We start from the raw sequence: 12,014 nt of genomic DNA, 5'->3' as shown, positions 1-12,014 counted from the left end.
GATGATGAACCGCCGCCGGCGTGGCTGTCAGTGACGAATTCATCCGCCGAACCAGCCGGGGACGTCGAGGCGGAACACGTCGGCGGGGACCACCTGGCGCAGGTCGTCCTCGATGGCGGCGACGCGGTCCGCGCCGAGCGTGGACGCCCAGCGGTCGCGTAGCTCGTCGAAGACCACCGCCGACCGGTGCAGTCCGTCGCGGCCCTTCGCGGTCATCCGGACCAGCTTGCGGCGGGCGTCGGCGGGGTCGTCCACGCGTTCCAGGTAGCCGAGCGCGACCAGCCGGTCCACCGTCTTGCCGGCGGCCTGCTTCGAGACGCCGAGCCGTTGCCCGAGGTCGGAGGCGGTGGTGCCGTCCGGGCCGACGGCCTGCAGGACGAACCCGTGGGCCGGGCGCAGGTCGGGGTGCCCCTGGCGGGCCAGTTCGGCGTGCAGGTCGTCGACGAGCGTACGGAAACCGGCGAGCAGGAGCAGCGGCAGCGCGAAGCCGGGGCGGTCAGGCGTTGCCATGTTCGACAACCACGTTTACTATTTCGTCAACCACGTTGACTACCTTACGAGAGGGGCGCAGTAATGTCTCGCTTCACCGCGTACGAGCCGGACACCGCACCCGCCGCCGCCCGCCCGGTCATGGCCGGAGTACGCCGCACGCTGGGCCACCTGCCCGCCGCCGTGAGCCTGATGGCCGGCTCGCCCGAACTGCTCAAGGGCTTCCTCGCCGCCAACGCCGCGTTCGAGGCCACCGACCTGGATCCGGTCGCCCGGGAGGTGGTCGTGCTCACCGTCGCCACCCGCAACGGCTGCCACCTCTGCGTGGCCATGCACACCGCGACGTCGGTCCGGCACGGCGCCGCGTCGGAGCTGATCGAGGCGCTGCGGACCGGTGCTGCGCTGCCCGATCCCCGGCTGGAGGCGCTGCGCCGGTTCACCGTCGCCGTCCTCGACCACCGGGGCGCGGTCCCCGACGCCGACCTGGACGCGCTGCTGGCCGCCGGATGGCAGCGCCGGCACGCGCTGGACGTGGTGCTCGGCGTCGGAACGTACACGATCTCCACGTTCGCCAACCGGCTCACCGAGGCCCCGCTCGACGCGCCCCTGGCCGCGTACGCCTGGACGCCCGCCGCCTGAGCTGCGGGTGTTAAGAAGGGGCCCCTCCTCTACCGGAGGCGTTAAAAGGGGGCCCGTCCTTACCTCCGCAGGAGGGTACGGGAGGATGGCGGTATGGCGGCTCGCTTCCCGTACACCGATCTGAAGGACTTCCTCGCGGCGCTGGAGCGTGCGGGCGAGCTGCGGCGGGTGAGCGCGCCGGTCGACCCCACGCTGGAGATCAGCGAGATCGTCACCCGTACCGTCCGGGCCGGCGGACCCGCGCTGCTGTTCGAGCGCCCCACCCGGGGTGAGATGCCGGTGGCGATCAACCTGTTCGGCACCGAGAAGCGGATGGCGATGGCGCTCGGGGTGGAGAACCTCGACGAGATCGGCGAGCGGATCGGCGACATGCTCAAGCCGGAACTGCCGCAGGGCTTCTCCGGGATGATGGGCGGCCTGGGCAAGGTCATGCAGCTCAAGTCGATGCCGCCGAAGAAGGTGAAGACCGCCCCCTGTCAGCAGGTGGTCTACCGGGGCGACGACGTCGACCTCAACCGGCTGCCCGGGTTGCAGGTGTGGCCCGGTGACGGCGGGATCTTCCACAACTTCGGGCTGACCCACACCAAGCACCCGGAGACCGGCAAGCGCAACCTCGGGCTCTACCGGCTCCAGCAGCACTCGCACAACACCATCGGCATGCACTGGCAGATCCACAAGAACTCGACCGCGCACCACGCGGTCGCCGAGCGGCTCGGCCAGCGGCTGCCGGTGGCGATCGCGATCGGCGCGGACCCGGTGGTGGCGTACTCGGCCAGCGCGCCGCTACCGGCCGACATCGACGAGTACCTGTTCGCCGGGTTCCTCGCCGGTGAGCGGGTCGAGATGGTCGACTGCCTGACCGTCCCGCTGCAGGTGCCGGCGCACGCGCAGATCGTGCTGGAGGGCTACATCGAGCCGGGCGAGCGCCTGCCCGAGGGGCCGTTCGGCGACCACACCGGCTTCTACACGCCGGTCGAGCCGTTCCCGGTCATGCACATCGAGTGCATGACCATGCAGCGCGACCCGGTCTACCACTCGATCGTCACGTCCCAGCCGCCGCAGGAGGACCACGGCCTCGGCAAGGCCACCGAGCGGATCTTCGCGCCGCTGCTGCGCTTCCTGATCCCGGACATCGTCGACTACGACCTGCCCGCCGCCGGTGTCTTCCACAACTGCGCGATCGTGTCGATCCGCAAGCGCTACCCGAAGCACGCGCAGAAGGTCATGAACGCGATCTGGGGCGCGCACATGATGTCGCTGACCAAGCTGATCGTGATCGTCGACGAGGACTGCGACGTGCACGACTACAACGAGGTCGCGTTCCGCGCCTTCGGCAACGTCGACTACGCCCGCGACCTGCTGCTCACCGAGGGCCCGGTGGACCACCTCGACCACGCCTCGTACCAGCAGTTCTGGGGCGGCAAGGCGGGCATCGACGCGACCCGCAAGCTGCCCGAGGAGGGCTACACCCGGGGCTGGCCGGAGGAGATGCGCATGTCGCCCGAGGTGGTCTCGCTCGTCGACAAGCGCTGGAAGGAATACGGAATCTGATGACGGCGGTGCAGGAACGTCCCGGCCGGGTCTCGTCCTTCCTCAAGCTCGTCGCCATCGAGCACTCGGTCTTCGCGCTGCCGTTCGCGTACCTGTCGGCGCTGACCGCGATGCAGCTCAACGGCGGCCGGGTGCGCTGGCTGGACCTGCTGCTGATCACCGTGGCGATGGTCGGCGCGCGGACGTTCGCCATGGCCGCGAACCGCATCCTGGACCGGCGGATCGACGCGCGGAACCCGCGTACCGCGAACCGGGAACTGGTCACCGGCGCGGTGAGCGTGCGGACGGCCTGGACCGGCGCGGCGGTCGCGCTCGTGGTGTTCCTGGCCGCCGCCGCCCTGCTCAACCCGCTCTGCCTGGTGCTCGCGCCGCTCGCCGTGGTGCCGCTGGTGGTCTACCCGTACGGCAAGCGGTTCACCAACTGGCCGCACGCCATCCTCGCGGTGGCCCAGGCGGTCGGCCCGGTCGGCGCCTGGCTGGCGGTCACCGGCACGCTCGACGGCTCCGGCCCGGCCTGGCTGCTCGGTGCCGCCGTCGGCCTGTGGATCGGCGGCTTCGACCTGATCTACGCCTGCCAGGACTCGGAGATCGACCGGGAGATCGGGGTGCACAGCGTCCCCGCCCGGTACGGCCGGCGCTTCGCGCTGCACGCCTCCACCGTCGCGCACGTGGTGACGTTCGCGCTGTTCATCTGGTTCGGCGCCTGGGTCGGCTTCGGCTGGCTGTGGTGGATCGGGCTGGCGCTCACCGCCGTCGCCTTCGCCTACCAGCACATGGTGGTCAGCCCCACCGACCTGAGCAAGGTCAACCGGGCGTTCTTCACCGCGAACGGCTTCGTCGGCATCGCGTTGTTCGTCCTCGCACTGCTCGACCTGGTGGTCCGGCTCGGCCTGCGGCCCTGAGCCGGGACGCCGGGGCGCCGGTGACGGTCAGGACGCCGGGCCGCACCCCGGTCAGGACGCCGCGGCGAGCGGGTAGCGGGCGCTCTCCAGCGTCCAGTCGACGGTGCCGCGCACGGCGGCGGCCAGCCCGTCGAGGTGGATGGCGACGGCGTCGTCGAGTGTGGGCCCGAACGACGGCGCCGCCGCCCGGAGCGCCGCGAACCGGTCCATCTCGGCACGCCAGTGCGCGGCCACCAGGTCGACCGCCGCCGGCACCGGCACGCCCCGCTCGGCGGCCGTCGCGAGCACCAGGTTGTGCCCGCCGCCGGTGGCCCGGTCGCGCTCCAGCGAGGCGATGTCGTTGAACCAGGAGAGCAGGTCGTTGGCGAGGCCGGCGAGCCGCCGCAGCGCCGGATGGTGGTAGACCGCGTCGGGCAGCGGACGCCCGGACGCGAACTCGATCAGCGGGTACGACACGTACGCCGCCGACGTGGCCCGGCGCAGCCGCACGTACTCGGCGACGCCCGGTGGACGGCCGGACCCGGTGGCGGTGGCCTCCCGGTGGACGCCGTCGAGGTGGTCGGCGACCGCGTCGGCGAAGCGCAGCCGCCAGCGGGCCGGCATCCGGCGGCGCGGCTCCCGCCACGCCTGCACGAGGAGGCGGCGCAGCGGGCCGGAGAAGCCCGGGTGGCGGGCGCGCGGGCCCTCGCGCAGCAGGGCGAGCGCGCCGTCGCGCAACGCGCGGATCTGCGGCGGGGTCAGCCCGTCCCGCCCGTCGCAGGCGTCGTCGACGAGGAAGAACCAGGTGAACAGCGCGGTCAGCACCCGCAGGTCGGGCTCGGTGGCGTCCGGGTAGAGGCGGCCCGCGTACCGGGCGAAACCGGCCGCCGCCAGCCGTCGCCGGGTGGCCGGGTCAGCCGGCAGGCCGAGCCGGTCGATGTGCTCCACCAGCCAGCCCTGCACGTCGTCGGCGTACGGGGAGAGGCGGGGCGGAATGGGGCAGCCGGAGCGGAGCGCCCGCAGCACCGCCGCCGTCATCACCGGCCCCTCCGTGAAAGTGGGATCGCCGATCGAAGAATTTCATGCCGCGGGACGTTCCGTGAACCGTCTGGACATCCCGGGCGGACCGACCGAACGGGGGTCGTCGCCCGCCGCCCGCGCCGACCAGGCACGCTTGAGGGCATGCGCGAACCATGGGTGGTGGGTGTCTCCGGCGCGTCCGGGACGCCGTACGCGGCGGCTGTCGTCCGGGGCCTACTCGACGCCGGCCAGGCGGTGGACCTGATCGTCTCCCGGGCGGCCCGGCTGACAGTGCTGGACGAGACCGGCCGGCCGTTCCGGGACGCGCACTGGGCCGAGGACCTGGCCGCCTGGCTCGACCGCGACCTCACCGGCGCGGACCTCCGGCACTGGCCGGCCGGTGACCTGGCCGCCGGCCCGAGCAGCGGCTCCTATCCGGTACGCGGCATGGCGGTGGTGCCGGCGAGCACCGCCGCGTGCGCGGGCATCGCCATCGGGCTGTCGAAGGATCTGCTCCAGCGCGCCGCCGAGGTGAACCTCAAGGAGCGCCGGCCGGTCGTCGTGGTGCCCCGGGAGACGCCGGTGACCCGCAGTCACCTGGAACATCTCATCGCGCTGCACGACGCCGGTGCGGTGGTGCTGCCGGCCAGTCCGGGCTTCTACGGCGCCGGCGCGGCGGCGTCCGCCGGGCAGCTCGTGGACTTCGTGGCCGGAAAGGTGCTCGACGCGCTGGGCGTCGAGCACACGCTGTTCCGGCGATGGTCCGGTGAGCTGGCGGCCGGTCGCCGGGAGGCGGATCCGGCCTGACGGACCCGTGGCCGACGTGCGGGGGCGCGGCCCTCGACCGGACCGCGCCCCGCACGTTCAGTACATGCCGGCGTTCGCCGGTCCGGGGCCGGTGGAAGCGGTCGGGCCCATGTTGCGGGCCTTGCCCATGTCCTCCGCCTCGTCCAGCATGCCCTCCCCCTCGAGCAGGGCCCGCACCTCGGATTCCCGAAACCGGCGGTGCCCTCCTGGAGTCCGGATACTGCCGATCCGGCCGGCCGCTGCCCATCTGGTCACGGTCTTCGGGTCAACCCGAAACAGCGCAGCGACCTCACCCGGTGTCAGCAGGCGATCTCCAGTGTCCACAGCCCCCTCCTCGCGTCGACGAAGCCCCCGGCTGAACACACTGCCCCCGGCCGGTGCGAGCCCAGAGCCGTCATGAGGGACGTATGGCAATTACAGCACCGGCTACCGGACGTGTCCGCCAAACGCGAAAAACGCACACACTGGGAAGGATAGGAAATGGTACCGGCGGAGAACCCCCGTGATCGTACGTTTGTGAAGGGCCGGTCCACGGGTACCGACCGTATTCCGTGGTCGCCGAACGGATAGGGTCACTCTCCGTGGACACGATCGACCTGAGCCTCGTGGAGCTGTTGCGGGGCAACGCCCGTCTGTCGTACGCCGAGCTGGCCCGTCAGGTCGGCCTCTCCGCCCCGGCCGTGCACGAGCGGGTCGGCAAGCTGGAGTCCAGCGGCGTGATCCGGGCGTACCGGGCCGAGGTCGAGCCGGAGTCGATCGGGCTCGGGGTCACCGCACTCATCGGCATCATCGAGGACTCCGACGCGGACACCGACGACGTGCTGGAGTCGTTCCGCCGCATCCCCGAGATCGAGTCCTGCTACTTCATGGCCGGCGTCGAGTCCTTCCTGCTCAAGGCGCGGGTCGGCACGATCGCCGAGCTGGAGCAGTTGATCGTCCGGCTGAACCGGACGGCGGGCGTGGCGTCCACCCGTACCAGCATCGCCCTGTCGACCAAGTGGGAGAACCGCCCGCAGCCGCTGGAACCGCCCACCGCCTGACGCCTCTGGCCCCGCGGCGGCGTTGCGGTTACCGTGCGCCGATGACGACCTCGGGACGTGGTGCCGCAGTGGTCACCGGAGCGGCCGGCGGGCTGGGCCGGGCCATCGCCGCCGCGCTGCACGCCGACGGCTGGAACGTGCTGCTCACCGACGTCGACGCCGGGGCCGCGTCGGCCGCCGCCGCGCCGCTGGGTGGCTGGTCCCGCCCGCTCGACGTACGCGACGAAGCCGCCTGCGCGGACGTCGCCGCCGAGGCGGCGGCCGCACCCGGCGGCCTCGGGCTCTGGGTGAACAACGCGGGCATCCTGGCCACCGGCCCGTCCTGGGCGCACGACGCCCGGACCCGCCGCGCGGTGGTCGAGGTGAACGCGCTCGGCGCGATGAACGGCACGCTCGCCGCCGTCGCGGTGATGCGCGAGCAGGGCCGCGGCCACGTGCTCAACGTCGTCTCGCTGGCCGGGCTGATCGCCGCGCCCGGCGAGACGGTGTACGCGGCCAGCAAGCACGCCCTGCTCGCGTTCAGCCTCGGCACCCTGAGTGACCTGCGGATGGCCGGCGTCCGGGGCGTACACGTGTCGTGCCTGTGCCCGGACGGCATCTGGACGCCGATGCTGCACGACAAGCTGGACGACCCGGGCGCGTTGGCGTCCTTCACCGGCGCGCTGCTCACGCCGGACCGGGTGGCCGCGCGGGCCGTCCGGCTGGCCCGGCGGCCCCGGCCGGTGGTCAGCCTGCCGCGCTGGCGCGGCGCCCAGGTACGGCTCCTGGACGCCTTCCCCCGGCTCGCCCTGGCCCTCACGCCGGTGATCCGGGCCACCGGGCGGGCCGGTCAGCGGCGGCAGGCCCGCCGGGTCCGGGGAAACCCGAGCTGACCTCGCTTGTAACGTTGCCGACGTGACTCACTTCGACAGGTGCGACGAGGCCAGCCGGCGCTGGGTGACCGAGGCGATCGCCACTGTCGAGGCCGACGCCAACCGTTCCGCCGACACCCACCTGCTGCCGTTCCCGCTGCCCCGCGAGTGGGGGATCGACCTCTACCTCAAGGACGAGTCGGTGCACCCCACCGGCTCGCTGAAGCACCGGCTCGCCCGGTCGCTGTTCCTCTACGGCCTCTGCAACGGCTGGATCGGCCCGGACACCACGATCGTCGAGGCGTCGTCCGGCTCGACGGCGGTCTCCGAGGCGTACTTCGCCCGGATGCTCGGGCTGCCGTTCATCGCGGTCATGCCCGCCTCCACGTCGCCGGAGAAGATCGCCCAGATCGAGTTCCAGGGCGGGCGCTGCCACCTGGTGGACGACCCGTCCAAGGTCGTGGTGGAGGCGCGCTGGCTCGCCGAGGACAGCGGCGGCCGCTTCATGGACCAGTTCACCTACGCCGAGCGGGCCACCGACTGGCGGGGCAACAACAACATCGCCGAGTCGATCTACGCCCAGCTCGCGCTGGAACGGCACCCGGTGCCCGCCTGGATCGTGGTCGGCGCCGGCACCGGCGGCACCAGCGCCACCATCGGCCGGTACGCCCGGTATCGCCGGCTGCCCACCAAGCTCTGCGTGGTGGACCCGGAGAACTCCGCGTTCTACCCCGCCTGGCAGGCCGGTGACTGGTCGGTACGCACCGACCGCGGCTCCCGGATCGAGGGCATCGGGCGGCCCACCGTCGAGGCGTCCTTCCTGCCCAGCGTGGTGGACCGGATGGTGCAGGTGCCGGACGCCGCGTCGCTCGCCGCGATGCGGGCCGGCTCGGCGGTGCTCGGCCGCCGCGTGGGCGGCTCCACCGGCACCAACCTGTGGGGCGCGTTCGGGCTGATCGCGCAGATGCGCGCGGCCGGGCGTACCGGCTCGGTGGTCACGCTGATCTGCGACCCGGGCGACCGGTACGCCGACACCTACTACTCGGACGAGTGGGTGGCCGCGCAGGGCCTCGACCTCGCCCCGCACCTCGCCACCATCGATCGGTTCCTGACCGACGGCACCTGGCCGGCGGCCTGAACCGGGCGGTCAGCGCGGATCGACCCGCTCGGCCAGCCCCGGGTAACGCACCACGAAGCCGTCCGGGTCGACCTCCAGGTCAGCGGTGAACGTGCCGCTCGCGTACCGGACCCGGCCCGGGCCCAGCGAGGTGTAGACCTGCTCGGCGGGCACCACGGCCAGGCCGGGCAGCAGCACCCAGGCCACGTTCACGGCCGTCGCCAGGTCGGCGGGCAGCCGCCCCAACCCGATCCGGCGGATCGGCAGCGTGTTGGTCAGCGGCGAGCCGCCCAGGTCCACGTCGAGCGCCTCGGCCAGCCGGCCCGGGTCGTCGGTACCAGGCAGGCCCGCCGGTGGGTGGCCCGCCGCGCTCAGCGCCGCGTCCAGGTCGCCCTCCTCGCCGGTACGCACGCGCCACCCGTCCCGGCCCCGCTCCAGGCGTACGCTCCGCGACCAGCCCGCGCCCTCGGACTCGACCTCAAGCCGGTTCGTCGACCAGTCCGGCCCGACCTCCAGCCGGTACCGGCACGTGTACGGGATCGGATCCACGGCGAGCGCCGCACCCTGCGCGGTCAGCCCCGGACCGTCGCCGAGCACGACGTGCTCGGAGCCGGCGGTGTCGGTCCGGGCCCAGAAGAGCGACTTCGGCATGGTCCGGACGTTACGCGACCCGGCCGTCGACGGCAGCGGATGCGCGAACGCCGCCGCCGCCCGGATGGCCACTGACTACCCCTGCTCGTCGCCCTCCGTGGGGCGCGGCGGCCGGTTGTGGCGGGCCCACTCGTCGACCTCATCAGCGTCCCAGACGTTCATGCCGATCAGTCGGGCGAGCGGCTCGGGGAACCCGGGGCGGCGGGTGATCTGGAGGACCCGCTGACGCGAAACGCCGAACAGGGCGGCCAGCTCGCCGGGCCCGTACAGGCGTGGTCGTCTCACACGCCGAAAGTAGGCACGGCACCTACTGGTCATTTGTCACTTACAGATTGACAACCACATGCGGGCTGGGGTGCGATGGGATCAGGCCCCCCGCCCGGTGGCGAGTTCGCGGCGGACGGGGGTGCCACCTTGACGCTTGAACCGTTGCAGGAGGCCCGAGTGACCCAGCGCCACGCTCCGCTGAAACCCCTTTGGGTCTGTACGGCAGACCTGCTCAACTGGCCGTGCGAGAACGCCAAGGTCGAGTTGGTCGCTGACTACGAGCACGACCGGCGTCACCTCGCCGTCGATCTGGCCGCCCTGATGCGGCAGGCAACCCATGACCTGACCCGGCTCTACTCCGAGCCGCCGGATCCCGCCGAGATGCACATCCGGTTCCTGGGCTGGCTGCGGTCGGTGCGCAATGTCTGACCCGATCGGCACCGGCCTGCTGCTGGCCGCCGTCATCGCCCAGGCGTTCGGCTGCTGGGTCGCCTGGTCGTGGGGCCGATCCGCTCGCCGCAGCCTGCGGCAGACCATCGACAAGACCATCCCCACGCCGCCGCCCGACTGGCAGCCTCGTCATCGCCTGTCGCTGTGGAATGAGCCGACTCGGCGGTATCCCGTCCTCACACCGCGCAGCTAGACCGGGAGCCGACTTCACCCCAGACGCACCGCCGCCGCCGAGCGGGTGCTCGGCGGCGGCGGTGGGTGCGCTCAGATCAGTGGGTACGTGCCGGCGGGCGCCCGCCGAAGCCGCGCCTGTCGTCCCGGCCCCGCCCCTCGGCCCGGAAACCGCCGCTCCGGCGCTCGGCCGGCCGTGCGTCGCCCCGGTCACCGAAACGCCGCTCGGCCTGCGGGCGGTCGTCCTGGCGCCGGTCACCGAAGCCGCGCGAGCCGCCCGGCCGGTCGTCGTACCGCCGCTCGTCGCGGTCGTACCCGCGTCCGGCCGCCGGCCGCTGCCGGTCGCCGTACGGCCGGTCGGCCCGGTCGCCGAAGCGCCGGTCGTCGCCGCGCTGGCCGCCGAAGCGCTGGCCGCGGTCGTCGGACCGCTGCTCGCCGAAGCGCCGGTCGTCGGGCCGCCGGTCGCCGTAGCTCCGGTCACCGTAGCTCCGGTCACCGTAGCTCCGGTCGTCGCGACGCTCGGGCCGGTCGAAGCGGCGCTCGCCGCCGGACCGCTCGCCCGAGTAGCGCTCGCCGGCCGGCCGGTCGCCGAATCGGCGGTCACCGCCGCGATCCGCGAACCGGTCCCCGGACCGCTCGCCCGCAGGCCGGTCGCCGAAGCGGCGTTCGCCCGTGGGCCGGTCACCGAAGCGGCGCTCGCCACGACCGTCACGGTCGCCGAACCGGCGCTCGCCCCGGTCGGAGTAGCCGCGCCCGCCACGGTCGAAGCCCCGGCCGTCGCGGTCGCCGAAGCGGCGCGAGCCGCCACCACGTCGCGGCTCCGGCTCGTCCCGCACCGGTACGCCGCTGGGCTCACGCGCGCCGGTCAGCTCGGCCAGCGCCTCGTCGCCCGCCCGGACCCGGGTCTCGGCCGGCTCGACGCCCGCCTTCTCCATCATGGCCAGCGTGGTGCGGCGCTGCTTGGGCAGCACGAGTGTCGCCACCGCGCCCGACTCGCCGGCCCGTGCGGTACGGCCGGCCCGGTGCAGGTAGTCCTTCGGGTCCTTCGGCGGGTCCACGTGCAGCACCAGCGAGACGCCGTCGACGTGGATGCCGCGGGCCGCCACGTCGGTCGCGACCAGCACGGGCGTGCGGCCCTCGCGGAACTCGGCGAGCGTCTTGGTACGCATGCGCTGCGTCTTGCCGCCGTGCAGCCCACCGGCGCGTACGCCGACGGCCGCGAGCTGCTCGACGAGCCGGTCCACGCCGAGCTGCGTACGGGCGAACAGCATGGTGCGGCCCTCACGGGCGGCGATGGACGCGGCGACAGCGAACTTATCGTGCGGCGGGATCAGCAGCATGTGGTGATCCATGGTGGACACGGCGGCGGTGGCCGGTGCGGTCGAGTGGGTGACCGGGTCGGTCATGAACCGCTTGACGAGCGTGTCGACGTCGTTGTCCAGAGTGGCCGAGAACAGCAGCCGCTGCGCGTCCGCCGGGGTCTTCGACAGCAGCTGGGTGACCTCGGGCAGGAAGCCCATGTCGGCCATCTGGTCGGCCTCGTCCAGCACGGTGATCTCGACGTCGTCGAGGCGGCACACGCCGCGCTCGATCAGGTCGCCCAGCCGCCCGGGGGTGGCCACGACGATCTCCACGCCGCGCCGCAGCGCGTCGATCTGCCTGTCGTACGGCACGCCGCCGACGGCGGTCTTCAGGAACACGCCCGCCGCCTTGCCGAGCGGCACGAGCGCGTCGTTGACCTGCATGGCCAGTTCCCGGGTGGGGACCAGGACCAGGGCGCGCGGGTGCAGCGGCCGGGCCCGGTTGCGGTCGGCGAGCCGGGCGATCACCGGCAGGCCGAAGGCGAGCGTCTTGCCCGAGCCGGTCTGGCCCCGGCCGAGCACGTCGCGGCCCGCGAGCGAGTCGGGCAGGGTGGCCCGCTGGATTTCGAACGGGGTGGTGATGCCCTGCCGGGCGAGCGCCTCGACGAGCTGCCGGGGCAGGCCGAGCGAGGCGAAGTCGACGGTCTCGGGCGTCGGGTCGACGGACGGGGACATGCTGGATTCAGCGAAGGTGGTCAAGAAATACCTCTCGAGCGGGG

General features: G+C 73.0%; 15 protein-coding genes. 9 read left to right on the top strand and 6 right to left on the bottom strand.

The window, feature by feature from the left end:
* Window positions 1-39: 39 nt before the first annotated feature.
* Window positions 40-510, bottom strand: coding sequence for a MarR family winged helix-turn-helix transcriptional regulator (locus O7607_RS11000; protein WP_269702904.1), 471 nt, complete (start codon window positions 508-510; stop codon window positions 40-42).
* A gap of 63 nt (window positions 511-573) precedes the next feature.
* Between O7607_RS11000 and O7607_RS10995 the strand changes: the two genes are divergently transcribed.
* From O7607_RS10995 to mqnP, 3 genes are all read left to right on the top strand, one after another.
* On the top strand, window positions 574-1,128 hold the full coding sequence (locus O7607_RS10995) for a carboxymuconolactone decarboxylase family protein (RefSeq protein ID WP_269702902.1): 555 nt from the start codon (window positions 574-576) through the stop codon (window positions 1,126-1,128).
* A gap of 93 nt (window positions 1,129-1,221) precedes the next feature.
* On the top strand, window positions 1,222-2,679 hold the full coding sequence (locus O7607_RS10990) for a menaquinone biosynthesis decarboxylase (protein ID WP_269702900.1): 1,458 nt from the start codon (window positions 1,222-1,224) through the stop codon (window positions 2,677-2,679).
* Window positions 2,679-3,581, top strand: coding sequence for a menaquinone biosynthesis prenyltransferase MqnP (mqnP, locus tag O7607_RS10985; RefSeq protein ID WP_269702899.1), 903 nt, complete (start codon window positions 2,679-2,681; stop codon window positions 3,579-3,581). The genes O7607_RS10990 and mqnP overlap by 1 nt, the downstream gene beginning before the upstream one ends.
* Before the next feature lie 51 nt (window positions 3,582-3,632).
* Here mqnP and O7607_RS10980 read toward each other — a convergent pair whose 3' ends face one another.
* Window positions 3,633-4,598, bottom strand: a complete 966-nt coding sequence (locus tag O7607_RS10980; protein ID WP_269706942.1) for a terpene synthase family protein — start codon at window positions 4,596-4,598, stop codon at window positions 3,633-3,635.
* A gap of 144 nt (window positions 4,599-4,742) precedes the next feature.
* On the opposite strand from O7607_RS10980, the gene O7607_RS10975 reads away from it, so the two are divergent.
* A complete protein-coding gene (locus O7607_RS10975) occupies window positions 4,743-5,387 on the top strand; it encodes a UbiX family flavin prenyltransferase (protein ID WP_269702898.1) in 645 nt (214 codons plus the stop codon).
* Between the two features lie 57 nt (window positions 5,388-5,444).
* On the opposite strand, the gene O7607_RS10970 is transcribed toward O7607_RS10975, so the two are convergent.
* Entirely contained in the window at window positions 5,445-5,711 is a 267-nt protein-coding gene (locus O7607_RS10970) for a BldC family transcriptional regulator (protein ID WP_013473529.1), read from the bottom strand.
* A gap of 257 nt (window positions 5,712-5,968) precedes the next feature.
* Between O7607_RS10970 and O7607_RS10965 the strand changes: the two genes are divergently transcribed.
* From O7607_RS10965 to O7607_RS10955, 3 genes are read left to right on the top strand one after another with little or no spacing between them, the layout of a single operon-like run.
* Window positions 5,969-6,427 carry an Lrp/AsnC family transcriptional regulator gene (locus O7607_RS10965; protein WP_018787850.1) on the top strand — a complete coding sequence of 153 codons (459 nt, stop codon included), beginning with the start codon at window positions 5,969-5,971 and terminating at the stop codon, window positions 6,425-6,427.
* A gap of 41 nt (window positions 6,428-6,468) precedes the next feature.
* Window positions 6,469-7,299 (top strand): SDR family NAD(P)-dependent oxidoreductase, encoded by an 831-nt coding sequence (locus O7607_RS10960; RefSeq protein ID WP_269702897.1) that lies wholly within the window; start codon window positions 6,469-6,471, stop codon window positions 7,297-7,299.
* Between the two features lie 22 nt (window positions 7,300-7,321).
* Window positions 7,322-8,416: a PLP-dependent cysteine synthase family protein gene (locus O7607_RS10955; RefSeq protein WP_269702896.1), complete on the top strand. Its 1,095-nt coding sequence runs from the start codon at window positions 7,322-7,324 to the stop codon at window positions 8,414-8,416.
* A gap of 9 nt (window positions 8,417-8,425) precedes the next feature.
* Here O7607_RS10955 and O7607_RS10950 read toward each other — a convergent pair whose 3' ends face one another.
* Both O7607_RS10950 and O7607_RS10945 read right to left on the bottom strand, forming a co-directional pair.
* A complete protein-coding gene (locus O7607_RS10950; RefSeq protein WP_269702895.1) occupies window positions 8,426-9,046 on the bottom strand; it encodes a putative glycolipid-binding domain-containing protein in 621 nt (206 codons plus the stop codon).
* Between the two features lie 75 nt (window positions 9,047-9,121).
* Window positions 9,122-9,331 carry a helix-turn-helix transcriptional regulator gene (locus O7607_RS10945; RefSeq protein ID WP_041798756.1) on the bottom strand — a complete coding sequence of 70 codons (210 nt, stop codon included), beginning with the start codon at window positions 9,329-9,331 and terminating at the stop codon, window positions 9,122-9,124.
* A gap of 159 nt (window positions 9,332-9,490) precedes the next feature.
* Between O7607_RS10945 and O7607_RS10940 the strand changes: the two genes are divergently transcribed.
* A complete protein-coding gene (locus tag O7607_RS10940) occupies window positions 9,491-9,742 on the top strand; it encodes a flavin reductase (RefSeq protein ID WP_269702893.1) in 252 nt (83 codons plus the stop codon).
* Entirely contained in the window at window positions 9,735-9,956 is a 222-nt protein-coding gene (locus O7607_RS10935; RefSeq protein ID WP_269702891.1) for a hypothetical protein, read from the top strand. Before O7607_RS10940 ends, O7607_RS10935 begins: the two co-directional genes overlap by 8 nt.
* A 76-nt stretch (window positions 9,957-10,032) precedes the next feature.
* On the opposite strand, the gene O7607_RS10930 is transcribed toward O7607_RS10935, so the two are convergent.
* Complete coding sequence (locus O7607_RS10930; RefSeq protein ID WP_269702890.1) at window positions 10,033-11,994, bottom strand: DEAD/DEAH box helicase; 1,962 nt, start codon at window positions 11,992-11,994, stop codon at window positions 10,033-10,035.
* Window positions 11,995-12,014 lie beyond the last annotated feature (20 nt).

This window comes from Micromonospora sp. WMMA1949, from assembly GCF_027460145.1.
Taxonomy (GTDB): domain Bacteria; phylum Actinomycetota; class Actinomycetes; order Mycobacteriales; family Micromonosporaceae; genus Micromonospora.
This window is presented reverse-complemented; position numbering and strand designations above follow the sequence as displayed.

Excerpts from the sequence above, each read along its gene's own strand:
- O7607_RS10990 (WP_269702900.1), top strand. The coding sequence starts at position 1,222 with ATGGCGGCTCGCTTCCCGTACACCGATCTGAAGGACTTCCTCGCGGCG.
- O7607_RS10950 (WP_269702895.1), bottom strand. The coding sequence starts at position 9,046 with ATGCCGAAGTCGCTCTTCTGGGCCCGGACCGACACCGCCGGCTCCGAG.
- O7607_RS10935 (WP_269702891.1), top strand. The coding sequence starts at position 9,735 with ATGTCTGACCCGATCGGCACCGGCCTGCTGCTGGCCGCCGTCATCGCC.
- O7607_RS10995 (WP_269702902.1), top strand. The coding sequence starts at position 574 with ATGTCTCGCTTCACCGCGTACGAGCCGGACACCGCACCCGCCGCCGCC.
- O7607_RS10980 (WP_269706942.1), bottom strand. The coding sequence starts at position 4,598 with ATGACGGCGGCGGTGCTGCGGGCGCTCCGCTCCGGCTGCCCCATTCCG.
- O7607_RS10975 (WP_269702898.1), top strand. The coding sequence starts at position 4,743 with ATGCGCGAACCATGGGTGGTGGGTGTCTCCGGCGCGTCCGGGACGCCG.
- O7607_RS11000 (WP_269702904.1), bottom strand. The coding sequence starts at position 510 with ATGGCAACGCCTGACCGCCCCGGCTTCGCGCTGCCGCTGCTCCTGCTC.
- mqnP (WP_269702899.1), top strand. The coding sequence starts at position 2,679 with ATGACGGCGGTGCAGGAACGTCCCGGCCGGGTCTCGTCCTTCCTCAAG.
- O7607_RS10960 (WP_269702897.1), top strand. The coding sequence starts at position 6,469 with ATGACGACCTCGGGACGTGGTGCCGCAGTGGTCACCGGAGCGGCCGGC.